Here is a 17,440-nt window from a genome sequence, read left to right on the forward strand (position 1 = left end):
CAAAGCAAAAGAACCCGAAAGTTCAACGCTTTCGGGTGAAACAGCTGTCACTCCAATCGTGGTTTGGCCCTTGGCATCAGAACAATTTTTTCTTTTGGTCTAAGAACCAAGAGCCACCTTACGCCTAAGACTTAAAATTTATTTGAACCCCTGTTTTTTTAACCCCTTTCGGCTAATGGCAATAGCTTCCAATGGATCTAGGCCCCAGGTCTGATCTTGCTCCACAAAATAGTATTCCATTCCGGCTTTGGACTTTTCTGCAAGAATGGCAGCAAAGTCTATCGTTCCTTGGCCAACCGGAGCAAACTTGCCTTCGGTATCCATGTCCTTGATGTGCCACGCTTTGATTCGTCCTGGAGCTTTTTCGAAATAAGCGATCGGGTCTGCCCCGGCTTTAACCACCCAAAACAAATCCATTTCGAAATTGACATACTTCGGATCGGTATTTTCAATAAAGTAATCCATTGGAACCACGCCATCCTCGTTCGGACGCAGTTCAAAATCGTGGTTGTGATAGAGGAGTTCAATCCCAATCTCATGGGCCTGCTTCCCCAGGGTGTTCAGGATAGAATTCACTTCTTCTACCGTTCCACTCATCCCCATGGTCTGGGTCTCGTTGTCGTACCAGAAGTGGCCCATCGGAGGGATCGGTACAACCAAATACTTGAAGCCCGCCTCTTTGGCATCTTTTAGCATCTGTTCTCCGTTTTCCAAGGTGATGGCCGACTGGTGTGAGCTCACCCCTTCCAATCCCAGGGAATCTATGTAAGCCTTAAATGCCAAGGGCTCCATCCCGTAGTACTTGCCGTCTTCGTAACCGGCAGCTTCTATATAGGCATAGCCCATATCGGCTACCTTTTTCAAGGTGCCTCGTGGATCGGAAGCCATAGCGTCACGGACAGTGTACAAGGCTAATCCTCCAAAGCGTTTTTCGGTTTCTTCCATCGGCTCTGGGCTTTCTTCTTTTTTTGCTTCTTGCTTGCAGGAAGCGAGTACTAGGAAGCTCCCTGCAAGTAAGTAGATCAGTTTTTTCATGTTTTATTTTTCGTTGTTATCGGGTTGCCCCATGATGTAAGGGGCTCCTGCAGCTTGCATTTGTTGCTCAATGGCAGGAAGTAATTGTTCTGTGATGGGCTTCAACTCTGCTTGCAGCTCTGCCAAGCTCTCTTTGGCCATTTTAAATTGCGCTTGTTGCATGGCTGTGGGCCCGTAAGAGGTATTCATCCCTCTATAAGCGGCAAAGAAATGATTGTATAATCCTCCTGGATTACGCTCTCCGATTTCATCTTTCGCGTCGCTGTTTCCTGTGCGGTGGTTGAGATCGTACAGGGCATCTTCAACCGCCTTGATTCGCTCCGCCAATCCGGCAGGAGAAGCAGGTGTTCGCGCTAAGGCTTTTTGAAGCCCTTTCAAGCGACTCTCGGCCTGATCCAATTTGTCGTTGAACATCGAAAGACTTCTCTCAAAAGCAGCAAACTCTTTGCGGAACTGGTTGTAGGTGGCATAGTCCATCCCCTTTAAAAGACCTTCGCGAATCGGTTTTACCTCAAAGCTGACGGGCCCGCTCAAAGGAGTGACCTTTCCGTTTTCTTCTAAAGCCATGGTCGCGGTGTAGGTTCCAGGAGTGACCATGGGGCCTCCACGGTTACGCCCTCGGTTGCTGTCTCGGTTGATTGCTGAAGTCGAAGCATGGCGTAAATCCCAAGCCAGACGGTGACTTCCTTTGGAAGCTTTGGTTCTGAGGTGGCGAATGACGTTGCCCTGGGCATCACTGATGGTGATCCATACCTGAGCGGCCTTTTCGCGTTTTTCGTCATCCAGCGCATCCCATCCAGGGAAGGGAACATTCTGCTTGTTTTTATTTAGTGCTTTTTCCGCCTTTTTACGGTCTTTGGTTGCGGATGAAAAATCCCCGGAAAGGTGGTAAGTGAAGACCGCCCCGAACTCTGGATTATCGGCCAGGTAATAGTCTGCACCAGTGTTCCCTGTATTGCTTCGAGGGATGTACCATTTGGCAGTTCGAGGAGCAAATAGTACTCCGGGCTTGGCGCGGTTTTCGGCCGTCATTTCGCGGAGAGCACTGTAGTCGTCCAAGACGTAAAAACCACGTCCGAAGGAGGCAGCCACCAAATCGTTCTCACGTTTCTGAATAACCAGGTCGCGGAAACTCATATTCGGTGTCCCAGGCAGTTTGTGCCAGTTTGTTCCCCCGTTTAAGCTGGTGTAAAGACCAAATTCCGTAGCGGCAAACAGGAGCTGAGGATTCTTGTGGTCCTGTACCATTCTCCAAATCAGGGTTCTTTCTGGGAAATCAGAACCGATGGATTTCCAGCTTTTCCCTTTGTCACTACTCTTGTACAGCATGGGGCGGAAATCTCCTTCCTTGTGGTTGTCCAGTGCCACATAAACCGTGTTCTCATCAAAGAGATCAGCTTTAATGTCATTGACAAAGGCGCGGGCCGGTAAACCAAGGCGAGTAGATGGAATCTTGGTCCAGCTGTTTCCTCCATTTTCGGTTACTTGAATAAAGCCATCATCTGTACCTGCATAGATTAGACCTTCTTTTACAGGAGACTCACTCAGGGAGGTAATGGTGTTGTAATTCGACATCGCGTTGACATCCCAAGGGTTATCCCAGCTCTGCTGACGCCCCATAATGGGTAGCGTGATGCGCTCTTCATTTCGGGTCAGATCTTCTGAAATGGCTGTCCAGCTATCTCCGCGATTTTCTGATTTCCAAACCCGGTAAGACGCAAAATATAGTCGGGCAGGGTTGTGGGGACTAACCAAAATAGGAGCGTCCCAATTGAATCGCTCGTGCGGCTCCCCCTTACTGGCCTGCGGCTGTACGAAAACCTGTTCTCCGGAAGTGAGATCAATTCGGTGCAATCCACCCTGCTGGGTTTCGGCGTAAATCAGATCGTTGTAGACCGGATCGGTCGCTGACTGGTGACCGTCAGCAAAGAGGGTCTTGTACCAGTGTTTGTTAGCGATCCCCTCTCTTTCGTCCGTAGCAACCGGCCCTCCGGCTGAACCGTTGTCCTGAGTTCCTCCAAACACGTGGTAAAATGGCTCAGCGTTATTCACGGCGACTTTGTAGAATTGGGTCAGGGGCAGGTTTTTGATATAGCGCCAATTTTCGGCTAAATCGAAGGTCTCGTAAATCCCCGCATCGGTTCCCAGCATGATGTAGTCGGGGTCGTCTTTCTTAAAGACTATGGCATGGTTGTCGGAGTGCTTCTTTTGTTCCTTGAGTTGGTTGAAGGTCTTTCCTCCATCCTCTGAGGTCAATACCCGTACATTCATTAAGTAAAGGCGATCGAACTTGTGAGGACTGGCGTAGAGTTCTTGGTAGTAGTGCGGCCCCGTTCCCCCAGAAACAGTGTTCGACATTTTTTTCCAGGATTGTCCGCCATCAGCAGAACGGTAAACTCCTCCTTTGGTGCGGTCCAATTCAATGGCGGCATAGAGCACGTCCGGTTGTTGAGGCGACTGAGCTATACCGATTTTACCCAAATTCGATTTTGGGATTCCGTTGGTTAGTTTTACCCAAGTCTCTCCACCATCGGTGGATTTGTGAATTCCAGAACCCGGGCCACCACCCATGTAAGCGGCTACGGTACGGTGACGATCCCAAGTGGCTGCGTAAAGCACATTCGAATCGCGAGGGTCCAAAAGCAATTCTGTTGCTCCAGTCCATACCGAATCTCCCAAGACGCGCTTCCAGTTTTTACCACCATCGGTGGTTTTGTAAACACCGCGTTCACCGCCCGAACTCCACAGGGGACCTTGAACGGCTACCCAAACCACGTCAGAATCATCTGGGTGTACGATAATTTTCGAGATGTGCTCGCTCTTTTTTAGACCGAGGTTTTTCCAGCTTTTACCTCCGTCGGTGGAGCGGTAAATCCCGTCTCCATAACCCACGTGGCGTCCGCCGACATTCTCACCCGAACCGACCCATACCGTTGAGGGATTCGACGGATCCAAGGTGATGCATCCAACCGAGTAGGAGCTCTGGGTGTCGAACAGGGGCGTCCAGGTGGTCCCTGCGTTTTCAGTTTTCCAGACGCCTGCAGATCCAACAGCGACGTACCAAACGTTGTCGTTGTCGGGATGAAAAACGATATCGGCAATACGGCCAGATAGAAAGGCTGGTCCAATATTTCTCATTTTAAATGCGCCCAGGGAAATGGACTCTTTTTTAGGGGAGTCGTCTTTTTTCTTACGTCTTTGGGCCTGCAGATCTGCGCTGACTAAAAAACTACAAGCCAAAAGACCGAGGAGTAATTTTTTCATTTTGATTTTAGGTTTTGATGTAAAATATTGAAAAATGCAGAAAATGTCCCGGTAAGGAACTTCTTTTCTACGGTTACTATTTGCTGTTCATGATTAGTTCTTCTATTCCATATTCGGTACTGAATTGAAGGCGGCCCTCGCCATTTTCTACATCGATATAGAGTTCACTCCAGTGATTGTCATTTTTCCATCGCAGTTGAAGTTCATGATCTGCCGTTTCTCCCAGGCTAAAAACTCCTTGGAAGGAGGGGTGGGAGTTTCGAAGTATCATGATTTCCTTGAGCTTTTTAACCAGAGGTGTCTTTAGTTTTTCTTCGATTTCCGCTTTGCTGTAATAGTGTCGATTGATATCCCTTCCTACCCCTGTTTTGCTCAGGAGTTCCATGTCATTCACATCCCCGAAGAGTCCAACATAATAGACCTGTGGCACTCCAGGTAAAAAGAATTGAATAGCCCTGGCCAAAAGGTATTCGGTATCGTTCTGTCCCAAGGCCTCGTAATAGGTGCAATTGACTTGGTAAAGATCGAGGTTGGAGGCGGCTGCCCCGGTCGATTTACGGCTTTGTTCTTTGTTTTTGGCGTGCATGGTTTCGACTAACTTCTCCAGGATATCATCCGGAATTAGTCCAGCTGCCCATTTTCAGAGGCTACGTCTATTATGCCAATCCCATCATGAGTGTCCAGCACCGTTACGGTATTGACCGGGCGAACGCCAATCCAGTTCTTGAGTCTGCTACAGGTTCTGTTGTAGAACAGATCTAAGACCAAAACAGGCAAGGCAAAATCATACACATAACCCACCTTTTCAGCAATGGCTATTTGGGTTTTGTAGTACGAGTGAATTTCGACCAATACATCAATCCCACGACGACTGGCCTCCGCCTCAAAGTCCGCAATGAAATCAAAGGTCTCGTCAATCATAAAGCAGTTGGTCCCTGCTTTCTTTATAGCGTATCCGGCTGCATCCAAACGGATCATATTGACGCCGGAAGCTTCCAGCTGATCCAGAATTCGCCTGAGGTAAAGTTTACCAGCCGGACTCTGTACATCAATATCGATCTGATTACTCGTAAAAGTGGTCCAGATCAAGCGATCCTCCCCCTTGATCTTCATATTGGTAAAAGAGAATCCCGGTCGGGGGCGGTAGATCTTGGCTAAATCCTCTTCCTGAGCCCCTTGCGGAAACACCCTTTTGTAGCTGAGAAAGAGATCAGCGTATTCGGACTCTTCACCTTTGGCCTTAAAATCCAGAAACTCTTTGGATTGAGCCGACATATGATTGACGATGACGTCTGACATAATATCGAGGTTCTCACTAAGGTCTTTTATATTGGACCAATCGCCCAGACGAGGGTCGACCAGGGTGTGATCTATCGGATCAAATCCAGCATCCGCTCCGTCAATTGGATGAAAGAAGGGAAGTAAGTGAATGCCTCCAAAAAGTCCTTTTAATTGATGGTCAGTAAGTTCTCTGAGCTCTCTGAGGTTCTTTCCCCCAACACGATCGACGTAGGTAATGAGTTGAATTTGGTTCTTCATGTTGAGTCTTTTCTTCCAAATGGCTGCGGGGATTCTAAATTTAAGCTATTCCCTACTATTTAATTTATTCTGCAACATTTTATTTGCCTTGAAAGCCTATTCGGAGTAACTTATGAGACAGGGAAAAACGGAGTGCTCTAAGGCGCTTGGGATTGCCCTTCATCTGAATCGAAAAGCGCTTGAAAAAGAAGATTTTTGCTGTCTTGTTGCTGCAGTTTTGTTGGTGTCTTTTGGCTCAACAGAATCCAAGACCTTTTTTGGAGACCGATAAAGAAATCTATACCGCCGGGGGAGTCCTCTGGTTTAGTGTTGCTTTTTGGGATGCAGAGGGGTTAAACCTTCAAAACAGCCCTGATCATGTCTTGGCGGCTCTAGTCAACGAAAAAAGGGAATTGCTGGATCTCCATTATTTTGAGACCCTGGACGCCTTGAGTCAAAACGCCTATTACCTTTCTTCTTCCTTAAAACCCGGTCGTTATTTCTTTGTAGTTTTTCCTCCCGCAGCATTGGGCAAGAAGCAGTACCGTCCGGTGGTCAAACCGATATTGGTGCGCAGACAACTCGTTTCTAAGCTCCTGGTCCAAACTCAGTGGCTGGAAGGGGAATCCGGAATAACACTACAAGCGGATATTCGCCGCAGATCAACTGATGAAGGCGTTCGTGCCTTGCTCGTACTGGAAGGAAGTAAGAACCGCATCGATTGGGATACCCTGGCTACTGGAAGAAGTAACAGGGATGGAAAAAAACAGTGGGCCAATTCAGATTTTCAGAATACCGATTATCCCTTTATGCGATTACAGGTACAAAGTTCCGTGGACTCCTTGGTTCATCCGGTTGCTCAGCGTCCTAACCTCAATTATAAGGTTCGGTTTTTACCGGCTGGAGGAAACCTCGTATATGGTTCTGCTAATACCCTTTATCTACGAACGACAACAAAAACCCAACAAGCAGTGCGTCTTCGGGGAACACTCCTGCAAGACGAAAAACCTATTTCTACATTTAACTCCGATGAAGGAGGCTGGGCGACCCTGAAGTTCAAACCGGAGAAAGGGCGTTTTTACCGTGTTGAAGTGGAATCCAAAAAGAAAAAGGCGGGATTTGATTTGCCCTTGGCTCTATTCAACATCTGGGGGATGCAATTGGTTCGCTATGGTTCAGAAGGGATGGAGGTTCAGCTAAAAGGCCCAAAAGAAAATACCGAACTACAACTGCAAGCGACAAGTCCAGAGGGTCAATCCTATTCCTGGGATCTTGCCTGGACCGGGAAGGATAGCCTTTACACCTTGCCTTTGGATGCAGGGACTAAAAAACTAAACTTCAGACTCCTAAAGGGGAAGCAGACAATGGCTCAGCAAGAAGTTATTCTTCGTCCTCCTTCGGACGATTTGCAGGTTGTGATCGAACCCGAGTCGGAACAGGATTATTATCAGAGCAGGGAAGCTGTGAAGTTGGGTATTCAAATCCGAGACAAGAAGGGCGAAGTACCCCAAGGAGTTGTTTACGGAATTAAGGCAGTTTCGTTATTGAATCTGGAAAAGGGAAGGTCCAATCAATTGCATCAATTCTTGAGTCAGGAACGATTCTTAAAGCAAGAGGAGTGGGCTTATCCTCAGGAAGGCTTTAGCCTGGTATTTCAGAATAAGCCTGTGGCTGGAACAGGACGGTTCAGTGTACTGGATGAAGTTCCCCTGCAAACCTTGGTGACCGGAGAGATTTACCAGAAAGCAGAAAAGGGTCTGAGCACAGCGGGAGCTACCAATTACCTCTTGATTTCGGCCAATGGAGTCAGCACCCAGTTCACCCGATCCAATGGCAGTTTTATTCTTCCAATTTTGGAATTGATGGGTAGACCAGGAGAACAGATAATTGTAAAACCGGCTTGCAAAGATTGCCAGATTCAACTCAAAAATACCAAGAAACACTTGGAGCGTCAACTCAAGGAATACCTCAAAAATCAACACTTCGACTGGCCATTGGAGACGCAGGATGATTTATTCGATCAGCGGGTACAGGAACAAATTAGTTTGTCCGGGATGAACTTTTTGGACGAAGTGGTGGTGGTGAAAAGAAGAAAAGAGAAAGACGGGGAACGCAGAAACGAATTTGGTGCCTACATGGGTGGTGTTGGGGATTATGTCTGTCACGCCTTCAATGTTTTGAACTGTATTAATCACAACACCGGCGGATACCCTCCGGAAGATGGCAAGTATTACAGAACCAATACAGGAGGGCGAATTCTCTACCGCAAAAAGAAACCCAAGCCCGAACTTCTGGACCCCTTTAAGTTAAATCCATTTGCGTTGATTGAGGGGTTCTACCCGAGTCAGGTCTTTGAAGATCCAGATTATTCTTTATCCAAAGAAAGCGGGACGGCAGATCAACGAGAGACCCTGGTCTGGAAGCTCGTCAATACCACAGAATCAGGTGAAGCAAAGCATACCTTTTTTACAGCAGATTACCCTGGAATTTATCGGGTAGAGGTTGTGGCCTTTACTCAGGAGGGCAAGAGTGGTTGTGCCGAAATAGAAATCCGTGTTTACTGAATTCTTTTTCATTTTTGGCTATATTTATAAGTTATCACCATTATAACTATAAAGAAATAACGACATTCCGTTATAAACACAACCAAAAATGATAGCAGTATTAACTGGAGAGTTGATCTTCCCTCGAACTCAAGAGGGGAATTTGCTATGGCAGGATCAGCTCCGGGAACTTTTGCAAACGGCAGGAAATTCCCCCGAAACTTGGCAGCTCTACAGAGAAAACCGCTTCGAGCTTAAAACCTCACCTGAGGAAGCTTTGCGCTGGGCCCTTAAAATCGATACCTGTATGCGAACGCACAAAGGAATGAGTGCGAGAATTGGTATTGGAATAGGAGAAGAAGGAACGCGAACCAGTAGTATTCTGGACAATCAAGGAGAGGCTCGCCAAAATGCCGAAAGTGCGGTCAAAAAAATCAGCAAAACCCAGCAGTCTTTGTGGTTAAAGAGTCCTTTGACTGAGATGGATTCTGGATTGAACAGCGGCATGGAACTCCTGATGGCTTTGGCCAGGCAATGGAGCAGTAACCAGGCCCATTTGGCTTTGGCTCTGTTGTCTAAACCTCACTACTCTCAGGAAGAAATCGCCGGCTTGTTTCACATCTCACAATCCGCGGTAAGTCAACGGAAGAAAAGAGCCCACATTGACCCGATCGAGCACTATTTGCGTTACGCGCAGGATTTGGTTCAGAAACGGTTGGGTCAGCTCATCCTTGCGTAGTCTTTGATCAGGCCCCAGCGAAGGAGGAAGCCCGAATGATCAATTGGGTTTTGATTTTTACTACTGGAGGTTGTCATTAACCGCCAGTAATTTTATATTCTTGCCTAATGAAAACACAACTTATCCAAGACGCGATTGACGTTTTAGAGGGCAATGTGCAGAAAGGCGGATTTACTATACCCAGCAAGGGGCTTTATCCTTTTCAATGGAAGTGGGATTCAGGTTTTATTGCCTTGGGATTTGGCCATTATGATATGGACAAGGCCTTGCGCGAAATGAGTACACTGTTGGATTCTCAATGGGGTAACGGTTTTATCCCCCACATTGTGTTTCACACCAAGACGGACACCTACTTCCCGGGGGAGGATTTTCATCAATCTGAATTGCATCCTCAGTCCTCCAAAAAGTACCGCTCAACAGGGATGACACAACCCCCTGTTTTGGGCTTTGTTCTGGAACGACTTTACCAAATGAGCAAAGAGAAGGCCCAAGTGCTCGAGTTCATCGATGCTCATATTGATAAAGTCTACGATAACCACGCTTATTTTTACAACAACCGCGACCGGGACCGAGATGGCTTGATATACATCTACCACAATTGGGAATCCGGTACAGACAATTCCCCGATATGGGACGTGGTGTGGGAGACCATGGACCCACCACACTACGAATTCGAAAGAAAGGACACCACACACGTCGACGCCTCCCAAAGGCCCACCAAAAGAGAATATGATCACTACCTCCACATCATTGAAATGGCCAAGGCCGTCAATTACAATGATCAGGCGATAGCGGAGCAATCGCCCTTTTTGGTGCAGGACCCTCTATTTAATGCCATGTTGGTTCGGTCCAATGAGGCCTTGATCTCGCTCTACGAATTGATAGGCCGGTCGTTGGATAAACAGGAGCAATTGGAACAGTGGAGTCAGAAGACCACCAAGGCGATGAACATAAAACTCTTCGATGAAGCCTTAGGGGCCTATATCCATTACGACTTGCGCAACGACAAACCTATTGCAGCCCTGACCTCTTCTTCCTTTACCCCTCTTTTTGCTGGAGTCCCTAGTTCCGAAAGAGCTCTGCAAATGGCCCAGGTTTTGACTCAGCGATTTGGAGGGAAAGACCGTTATCTCTGTGCGTCTTTTGATCCAGAGGATGAACGTTTCAACCCAAAAAAATACTGGCGAGGACCGATATGGATAAACGTCAACTGGTTGCTGTACCACGGTTTAAAACGCTACGGAATGGAAGCCCTATCGGCGCAGGTAAGGTCTGACTCTTTACATTTAATCGAGCAGTTTGGATTTTACGAGTATTTTGATCCGAGAAAAATCAATGGAGAAAAGACCAATGCCTATGGCGGTGGAAATTTTTCCTGGACTGCTGCTTTGACTATTGATCTCTTGTCTGAATAGAACCAAAAGAACCTTAAAACTCAACCACCATGAATTACCTGGATTACTTGATTATAGTCGTGTATCTCTTTGCCTTTCTCGGCTTGGGTTACCTCTTTAAAGAAAACAAGTCGTCTGGGGATTACTTCCTCGGTGGTCGCAGTATGGGGTGGTTCCCTTTGAGTTTGTCTACCATGGCCACTCAGCTTTCGGCCATCAGCTTTATTTCGGCCCCAGCTTTGTGGGGCTTAAAGAGGGGGGAGGTTTGCAATGGCTGACCTTTGAGTTCGGGGTGCCCCTGGCCATGGCCTTTTTGCTCATCGCTTTGATCCCCAGTTTGCACAAGGCAGGGATTGTAAGTGTTTACGAGTACCTCGAAAAGCGCTTTGATGCCTCTTCTCGTCTCTTGATTAGTGTTGTCTTCCAGATTAGCCGATCTGTGGCAACCGGGGTAATGGTGTATACCATGGCCCTCATTCTACAAGCGACCGTTGGGGTAGATTTTTGGATCTCGGTGTTGATCATAGGGGTAATTACCCTCATCTACTCTTTTCAGGCGGAATGAAGGCCGTGATTTGGGGGGACGTCGTTCAGATGTTTATCCTCTTTATCGGAATTGTGCTCTGTCTGGCCTTTGGCCTGGAGGCTCTGGGAGGATTCGATAACTTCTTGACCCATGTCGATACGGATCGAATAACAGCCGTGGATTTTTCGAAATGGGGTTTCAACAATGCCGATGGGCAGGATGAATTTGGATTTTGGCCCATGGTGATTGGAGGCTTCTTTTTGTATGCCTCTTATTACGGAACCGATCAAACCCAAAGCCAGCGCCTGTTGTCAGCCAAAGACTTGCCGACCATCAATAAACTTTTACTGGCCAACGGGGTCTTTCGTTTTCCGATAACCCTGACCTATTGTATCATGGGCTTGGTTCTGGGAACCTTGTTCTTTCAGGATCTCGGGTTTCAGGAGGCGCTCGATGCTACCTACCAGAAGAATATTGGTTCCCTGGAAGGCAAACGCGCTGACTTGATGGTTCCGGTTTTTATCATGACCTATTTACCAATGGGGTGATTGGGGTCTTGATTGTAGCCATTATGTCGGCCGCCATGTCGACCTTGAGTTCCACCGTGAATTCTTTGTCGGCGGTGACCATGGAAGACTTCGTCAAGCGCTTTAAGCCCGGTATTTCGGAAAAGGCTTATGTGCGTAATTCTCGACTGCTCTCCTTGTTTTGGGGGGTTGTCTGTTTGGCGATTGCCTTTTTTGCCGGAAAGATTGAAGGCACGGTGATCGAGGTGATCAACAAGGTGACTTCGGTCTTTTTTGGCCCTATTCTGGCTTCGTTTATATTGGCTATCCTCTTTAAGCGAGTTCATGCCTTGGGCGCCAATCTAGGGATTGTCGCCGGGGTTGGTCTGAATATCTACCTCTGGCTCGCGGTTCCACAAATCTTTTGGTTCTGGTGGAATGCGATCGGCTGTTTGGTTACCATAGTCGTTGCCGTTGTTGTTAGCCTCATCATTCCTAGGCCAAGCAAAGAAGGGATTGCCCTGGTCTTTCAGGACAGCAAAAAAGAATTGGGGATCTTACTCGGTTTCTTTGCCCTGATCGTTTGGCTTAGTGTCCAACTGCCTTCTTGGTTGAGTTAAGCACATGAAGATTGTCCTTGCACCCGATAAATTCAAAGCTTCCCTTACTGGAGCAGATTTTTGTCGCATCGTAAGCGGGGTACTGAAGGGGGTGAAACCGGATTTAGAAGTCACAGAGATTCCCTTGGCCGATGGTGGCGATGGAACAGCGGAGGTTTTGGAAGCGCGATTAGGAGCAGAGCGCATCGAAGTCAATGTTTCTGACCCTTTGTTTCGACCTATTCAGGCCGACTATCTCTTTGAAACCAGAACCAAACTGGCTTTTATTGAAATGGCCAAGGCTTCGGGTTTTGCCTTGCTCAATCCGTCAGAGCGAAACCCGATGAACACCAGTAGTTATGGGACCGGAGAACTGATTCGGGATGCCCTGCAAAAAGGGGCGAAGCGTATTGTTCTCGGAATCGGTGGAAGTGCAACCAACGATGCGGGTATAGGCCTGGCAGCGGCTCTCGGGTACCGGTTTGTAGATGCTCAGGGAGTTGCTTTGTCTCAGGTCGGAAAGAATTTACCTCACATTCATCAAATCATCAGACCTGAAAACGACTTACTCGACGGAGTACAGATCGAACTGGCTTGTGATGTATCGAATCCCTTCTATGGAAAAGAGGGGGCAGCCTACGTCTACGGGCCTCAAAAAGGGGCCAGCGAACAAGAGGTGGAGTATTTGGATCAGGGCTTGCAGCATTTAGCGGATCTGATCAAGTCTGACTTTGGCCTAGACGTCCAAACGGTGCCAGGCGCTGGTGCTGCCGGAGGCATTGGGGGCGGTGCGGTTGCTTTTTTGGGAGCCAAGCACCGTGCCGGTATAGAACTCGTTAAGGATCTTCTCGATTTTGACACTCAGATCAAAGGGGCCGATTGGATCATCAGTGGTGAGGGTGCTTTGGATGAACAATCTTTTTACGGTAAAACCATTAAGGGAGTCTGTGACTCGGCTGCTGCCCTAAGCATTCCGGTCGCCGTTTTTTGTGGCCATTTGGATTTGACCCGTCAAAAGCAAAAGGAGGTGGGGATTGCTTATGCTACTTCGATCAATAAGCCCGGTCAATCCTTGGAAGAGGCCATCGCTTCCACTTCCAAAAATCTCAAAGACGCTGTCGAACAGTTTGCAAAAGAGTCTATCTTGGAGGGGTAAACCCACCTGATGGAGCCATTTCTTCCTTGGATAATTGTCGTTTTTACCATGCTTTTCGTGCGTTGGGTGGGCAGCCGGAAAAACAAACTGATTCAGCGGATGCTCAATTGGTTACCAGCCATTTTACTCGCTTACATCTTGCCCGCCACCATCAGTGCTTATTTTGGGCTGGATTACAGTCAGCACAGTATTCACAGCGGAAGTAAACTCGTCTTGATTCCCTTGGCTATTCTATCGGTAATGGCCAGTATGACCCTGTCTCAGTTAAAAACCATCGGCTGGAAGCCCATTGTAATCTTCCTGGCCGGTTCCCTGTGGATCGCCGTTTTCCCGGTCGTCTATCTGCTGTTTTTCGCCCCTTCCGAGCTCTTGGACAACTTCTTTATTGACCTGGAGTACTGGAAAGGCTTGCCGCCCATTGTGGGCAGTTGGATTGGCGGAAGTACCAGTCAGCTCGTTCTAAAGGAAGTGGTGAACTGCCCAGAAAACGTCTTTTTGACCATTTTGATTCTCGATAGCATCCTGGTCAATATTTGGACTTTAATCATGTTCCAAAGCGTTAAGCGCAGCGATTGGATTAACCAGGTATTAAAGATTAAAAACAGTGAACCGCCCAAAGAAATTCACACGGATAAAGAGGGTCGTATGTCTGCTTGGTGGTGTCTACTGATCTTTGCCTTAGGGATTGCCCTGGTCCACTATACCGTGCCGAGCTTTATCGTGCAGGTGGTGGTCTTGTCCTTACTCGGTCTTGTACTGGGGAATGCGATCAAGCCATGGAATTCTGCTTTTAGCCTTCGTTTAGGGGAAGTGTCCATCCTCTTTGTGATGGCCATTTTAGGACTCAAATTGCGCTTTGAACTGATCTCTTTTGAATCCCACTTTATTGGGTTTCTGGTCTTATGGCTTGTTGGGCACTTCGTTTTTATGTTGCTCTGCTCCAAACTACTGCGGGTTAATACCGCTTGGGTGTCTATTGCCAGTATGGCCAATGTCGGCGGGATAGCGACCGCCCCGGCTGTTACGGCGGCTTATAAAAGGGAGTGGATGCCTCACGCCATTGTCTTGGCCATCCTCAGTATGGCAACCGGGACCTTTTGGGGATTGTTGACTATCTTCCTGATTGAGAACTGGGTTATTTAAACAGTATGAAACAAACACTAGTGGTCGTTCTGCTCCTTATGGTCGGAACGGTATCGGCTCAATGGAGCCCCCAAAGAGTGGATTCACTGCCTTTGGATGAACTCAAACCCTCTTCCAGAAATCATTTTCTGTTAAAGATGGGGGAGGAAGCAGCCGGCGTTGCTCAGGAAGTCCCTGTCATTGTTATACGAGGAAGGCAAGCCCTACCGGTATTGGGCATTTTTGCAGCTATTCACGGAAATGAAGTCAATGGCATTCAGGTCATTCGAGAGTTGGTGAATGGCTTGGACCCTAAGGAATTTAAGGGAACCCTTATCGCTGTACCTGGACTCAATATACCTGCTTTACGGAATAACCAAAGAACTTATCCGGATGGAGTGGACCTGAACCGAATCTTTCCTGGTAAGGCGAAGGGCAACGGTTCACAGCAGTATGTTTGGCAGATTACCCAAAAACTCCTCCCTTCTTTGGACTACCTCGTTGATCTTCACACCGCCAGTTTTGGAAGAGAAAACTGCCTCTATGTGCGGGCGGATTTTTCTAATCCAAAGATTGCAGGCTTGGCCAGATCACAGCTGGCTGATGTGTACTTGAACAGCGGAGGAAAACCCAGTGCAGGGGCTGCGGCGAGTGGTTTAACTATGCGGGCTCAAGCCATGGGTATGGGTATTTCGGCGATTACGGTGGAGTACGGAAGCCCCCAAGTTTACCAGAAGGAGATGCTGCAAAAAGGTCTCCCTGGTCTTCGCAATACCCTCGTCCATCTGGGAATGCTTCAAGGAGAAGTCCAGCCTGTTCCGGAGCCTGTATTCTGTAAAAAATCCTACTGGATCTATACCACACAAGGGGGGTATTTGGATGTTCAGGTGAATCTAAAAGAAAAGCTTACCAAAGGGCAGGTTATTGCTGTGCTTCGCGACCCTTTCGGGCAAACCAAACAGACCTATTATTCCCCAGAAGATGGAATCGTCATCGGGAGGAGTTCCAACCCTATCAATGAAAGCGGAGGGCGGATAATTCATCTGGGCATCCGGGATTAAGAAGATTCTCCCAGAGTAGCTTTATGTTTTCGATCAAGAGTGAGTAGGTGCAATTTGGTTAGCCTTCCCTACTGTAGGCAAAAGAAATCAGCAAGATTCCTGCCAATACGGAACAAAACATAAGGGTATTGGATCTGTATATTTACATAGTGTTAGGTGTTTGTTTTTGGGTTAGGTTTATTGAGATGCACGTCCACTGAAAATCCTGCGGGAAATGTGCGGTTTTAACAATTCTTCTATCTATATCACACTCTTAGAAGGTAAAACCATAATACAGTGTTATTTTCTTAACAAGAATTTTTCTTTCTGTTAAATTGTGTTAAATTCAGTGCGCATTAATTAACACACAAGAAATGAAAAAAGGATTTTTAGCACTGCTATGCGGTGTATTTGTAATGGTGAGTTGTGAAGAAGACACTCTCCCCCAAGTGGATGACAGCCTCTCTTTTCAAGAAATCAAAGTGGACATGTCTGACTTTTATGTCGAAACCGAAGACTTTGAAGAATTGGATTTTAACTCTAAATCTCATGGAAAAAACTGTTACTCCATGAAAGTTCTGAATGAAAGACTGGCCGCAAACCCTGGATTGTATCAGAAAATGTACAATGTCGAGAAGCACACCCGTCAGTTCATCGCTTCCAAAAAGCCAGATAATCCTGGTGGTGGAAACGGCGGCGGTGGCGGCGGTGGCGAAGACCCACCTGTTGATGACAATTTAGGGGTGATTACCATTCCGGTCATCGTCCATATCGTTTACAACACAGCCTCTCAAAACGTAAGTGATGCACAGATCAATTCTCAAATTGCTGTATTGAACGATGATTTTAGAGCGACGAATAGCGATGTTAGTCAGGTGCCTTCTCTATTTGCAGGAGTCGTGGCGGATGTAGAAATCAATTTTGTTCTGGATCAGGTTATTCGCAAGCAGACAACTAGAACTTCCTTTGGAACAAACGACGCGATTAAGTTCGATTCTCAAGGAGGTAGCAATGTGGTTACTCCTGGAACTCATTTGAATATGTGGATTGGCCCAATTGGTGGAGGAATCCTAGGATATGCTCAGTTCCCAGGTGGAAGTAGTTCTACCGATGGTGTAGTGGTAGACCCACTTTACTTCGGAACAACCGGTACGGCTACTGCTCCATTCGATGGAGGACGTACCATGACGCATGAAGTAGGTCACTGGTTGAACCTTCGCCACATCTGGGGTGATGGTCGCTGTAACCGGGACGATTTTGTTGATGACACACCACGTTCTGATCGTCCAAACTACGGATGCCCTGGGTTCCCAACAACCCACTGCCGTACAACGGATATGACCATGAACTACATGGATTATGTAAACGACGATTGTATGTACATGTTTAGTGCTGGTCAAAAAGAAAGAATGCGCGCTCTTTTCGCTCCAGGAGGGGTAAGAGAAAGTATTTTGCCTTAATCCTCTGAATAAGAGTTAAAGAAAAAAGGAGCGCCAATGGGCGCTCCTTTTGTTTTTGGTTATTATTCTTGACTAGCTTCTAAAACAAAATCAGCCTCGGTCTTACTTTCCTCTGTAATCTCAACCGAAAGCATATCGCTGCTAATAAAACCTTCTTTGGCGGCTAAGTCCTTGTAGGTGCCGTGGGGATCCAATCCAAGGTTCTTATAAGCCCCATTCACATAAGAAAAGGCTTTGGTATTGATGGTGTCCCCGGCAATGACGGTTATTTGTGCTCCATGCACAGGTATAAATGATTCCTCCATTAAAGTCCTAACTGAACCTAAAAAACTACCTGTTTCTCGATCTGCACGGACTTTGATCACCGGTTTAAAAGGCGAATCCACGGATTACTTCAAGCGTCTTTGAATTACCCTGAGGAACAAAGGAACGACTCAGGTCAAAATCCAAAAGGAGATTGGTGGGGAGGTTCCCTTTTACATCAAAACAAGGGTTTAGCTTGAGTTTACTTCCACTGTTGGAACCACTCCATTCCATA

At 47.2% G+C, this 17,440-nt stretch carries 15 protein-coding genes and 1 pseudogene; 10 read left to right on the top strand and 6 right to left on the bottom strand.

Features of this window, described 5'->3' with window-relative positions:
- Positions 1-138: 138 nt before the first annotated feature.
- The 4 genes from BST99_RS13050 to BST99_RS14535 form a co-directional block, all read right to left on the bottom strand.
- Complete coding sequence (locus BST99_RS13050) at positions 139-1,035, bottom strand: sugar phosphate isomerase/epimerase family protein (protein WP_105002187.1); 897 nt, start codon at positions 1,033-1,035, stop codon at positions 139-141.
- 3 nt (positions 1,036-1,038) lie between these two features.
- Positions 1,039-4,299, bottom strand: a complete 3,261-nt coding sequence (locus BST99_RS13055) for a VPS10 domain-containing protein (protein WP_105002188.1) — start codon at positions 4,297-4,299, stop codon at positions 1,039-1,041.
- 76 nt (positions 4,300-4,375) lie between these two features.
- Positions 4,376-4,885, bottom strand: a complete 510-nt coding sequence (locus tag BST99_RS14530; RefSeq protein ID WP_219843845.1) for an alpha-amylase family protein — start codon at positions 4,883-4,885, stop codon at positions 4,376-4,378.
- Between the two features lie 35 nt (positions 4,886-4,920).
- On the bottom strand, positions 4,921-5,838 hold the full coding sequence (locus tag BST99_RS14535) for an alpha-amylase family glycosyl hydrolase (RefSeq protein ID WP_219843846.1): 918 nt from the start codon (positions 5,836-5,838) through the stop codon (positions 4,921-4,923).
- Between the two features lie 179 nt (positions 5,839-6,017).
- Between BST99_RS14535 and BST99_RS13065 the strand changes: the two genes are divergently transcribed.
- From BST99_RS13065 to BST99_RS13100, 10 genes and pseudogenes are all read left to right on the top strand, one after another.
- Positions 6,018-8,381, top strand: a complete 2,364-nt coding sequence (locus BST99_RS13065; RefSeq protein ID WP_146106299.1) for a hypothetical protein — start codon at positions 6,018-6,020, stop codon at positions 8,379-8,381.
- Positions 8,382-8,469: 88 nt separating this feature from the next.
- On the top strand, positions 8,470-9,099 hold the full coding sequence (locus BST99_RS13070) for a hypothetical protein (protein WP_105002190.1): 630 nt from the start codon (positions 8,470-8,472) through the stop codon (positions 9,097-9,099).
- 107 nt (positions 9,100-9,206) lie between these two features.
- A complete protein-coding gene (locus BST99_RS13075) occupies positions 9,207-10,514 on the top strand; it encodes an MGH1-like glycoside hydrolase domain-containing protein (protein WP_105002191.1) in 1,308 nt (435 codons plus the stop codon).
- A 29-nt stretch (positions 10,515-10,543) separates the two neighbouring features.
- The gene (locus BST99_RS15070; RefSeq protein WP_317046177.1) at positions 10,544-10,771 is read left to right on the top strand and encodes a sodium:solute symporter family transporter; all 228 of its coding nucleotides are present in this window, start codon (positions 10,544-10,546) and stop codon (positions 10,769-10,771) included.
- Positions 10,772-10,785: 14 nt separating this feature from the next.
- A pseudogene (locus tag BST99_RS15075) lies at positions 10,786-11,567 on the top strand (sodium:solute symporter family transporter).
- On the top strand, positions 11,564-12,145 hold the full coding sequence (locus BST99_RS15080; RefSeq protein ID WP_317046178.1) for a sodium:solute symporter family transporter: 582 nt from the start codon (positions 11,564-11,566) through the stop codon (positions 12,143-12,145). The pseudogene BST99_RS15075 and the gene BST99_RS15080 overlap by 4 nt, the downstream one beginning before the upstream one ends.
- Positions 12,146-12,149: 4 nt before the next feature.
- Positions 12,150-13,280, top strand: coding sequence for a glycerate kinase (locus BST99_RS13085; protein WP_105002192.1), 1,131 nt, complete (start codon positions 12,150-12,152; stop codon positions 13,278-13,280).
- 9 nt (positions 13,281-13,289) lie between these two features.
- Positions 13,290-14,423 carry a DUF819 family protein gene (locus tag BST99_RS13090; protein WP_105002193.1) on the top strand — a complete coding sequence of 378 codons (1,134 nt, stop codon included), beginning with the start codon at positions 13,290-13,292 and terminating at the stop codon, positions 14,421-14,423.
- A 5-nt stretch (positions 14,424-14,428) separates the two neighbouring features.
- Complete coding sequence (locus BST99_RS13095; RefSeq protein WP_105002194.1) at positions 14,429-15,463, top strand: succinylglutamate desuccinylase/aspartoacylase family protein; 1,035 nt, start codon at positions 14,429-14,431, stop codon at positions 15,461-15,463.
- A gap of 353 nt (positions 15,464-15,816) precedes the next feature.
- Positions 15,817-16,902, top strand: a complete 1,086-nt coding sequence (locus tag BST99_RS13100) for a zinc metalloprotease (protein ID WP_105002195.1) — start codon at positions 15,817-15,819, stop codon at positions 16,900-16,902.
- Between the two features lie 62 nt (positions 16,903-16,964).
- Here BST99_RS13100 and BST99_RS13105 read toward each other — a convergent pair whose 3' ends face one another.
- Both BST99_RS13105 and BST99_RS14245 read right to left on the bottom strand, forming a co-directional pair.
- A complete protein-coding gene (locus tag BST99_RS13105) occupies positions 16,965-17,288 on the bottom strand; it encodes a carboxypeptidase-like regulatory domain-containing protein (RefSeq protein WP_219843847.1) in 324 nt (107 codons plus the stop codon).
- Positions 17,272-17,439 carry a DUF4382 domain-containing protein gene (locus tag BST99_RS14245; protein WP_146106300.1) on the bottom strand — a complete coding sequence of 56 codons (168 nt, stop codon included), beginning with the start codon at positions 17,437-17,439 and terminating at the stop codon, positions 17,272-17,274. The genes BST99_RS13105 and BST99_RS14245 overlap by 17 nt, the downstream gene beginning before the upstream one ends.
- Between the last annotated feature and the right edge of the window lies 1 nt (position 17,440).

It is taken from the genome of Aureicoccus marinus (assembly GCF_002954325.1).
Classification (GTDB): domain Bacteria; phylum Bacteroidota; class Bacteroidia; order Flavobacteriales; family Flavobacteriaceae; genus Aureicoccus; species Aureicoccus marinus.

Coding starts and splice junctions, on each gene's coding strand:
- BST99_RS14530 (WP_219843845.1), bottom strand. CDS start 4,885: ATGCACGCCAAAAACAAAGAACAAAGCCGTAAATCGACCGGGGCAGCC.
- BST99_RS13055 (WP_105002188.1), bottom strand. CDS start 4,299: ATGAAAAAATTACTCCTCGGTCTTTTGGCTTGTAGTTTTTTAGTCAGC.
- BST99_RS14535 (WP_219843846.1), bottom strand. CDS start 5,838: ATGAAGAACCAAATTCAACTCATTACCTACGTCGATCGTGTTGGGGGA.
- BST99_RS13100 (WP_105002195.1), top strand. CDS start 15,817: ATGAAAAAAGGATTTTTAGCACTGCTATGCGGTGTATTTGTAATGGTG.
- BST99_RS15070 (WP_317046177.1), top strand. CDS start 10,544: ATGAATTACCTGGATTACTTGATTATAGTCGTGTATCTCTTTGCCTTT.
- BST99_RS13050 (WP_105002187.1), bottom strand. CDS start 1,035: ATGAAAAAACTGATCTACTTACTTGCAGGGAGCTTCCTAGTACTCGCT.
- BST99_RS13085 (WP_105002192.1), top strand. CDS start 12,150: ATGAAGATTGTCCTTGCACCCGATAAATTCAAAGCTTCCCTTACTGGA.
- BST99_RS14245 (WP_146106300.1), bottom strand. CDS start 17,439: ATGGAATGGAGTGGTTCCAACAGTGGAAGTAAACTCAAGCTAAACCCT.
- BST99_RS13095 (WP_105002194.1), top strand. CDS start 14,429: ATGAAACAAACACTAGTGGTCGTTCTGCTCCTTATGGTCGGAACGGTA.
- BST99_RS13070 (WP_105002190.1), top strand. CDS start 8,470: ATGATAGCAGTATTAACTGGAGAGTTGATCTTCCCTCGAACTCAAGAG.
- BST99_RS13090 (WP_105002193.1), top strand. CDS start 13,290: ATGGAGCCATTTCTTCCTTGGATAATTGTCGTTTTTACCATGCTTTTC.
- BST99_RS13075 (WP_105002191.1), top strand. CDS start 9,207: ATGAAAACACAACTTATCCAAGACGCGATTGACGTTTTAGAGGGCAAT.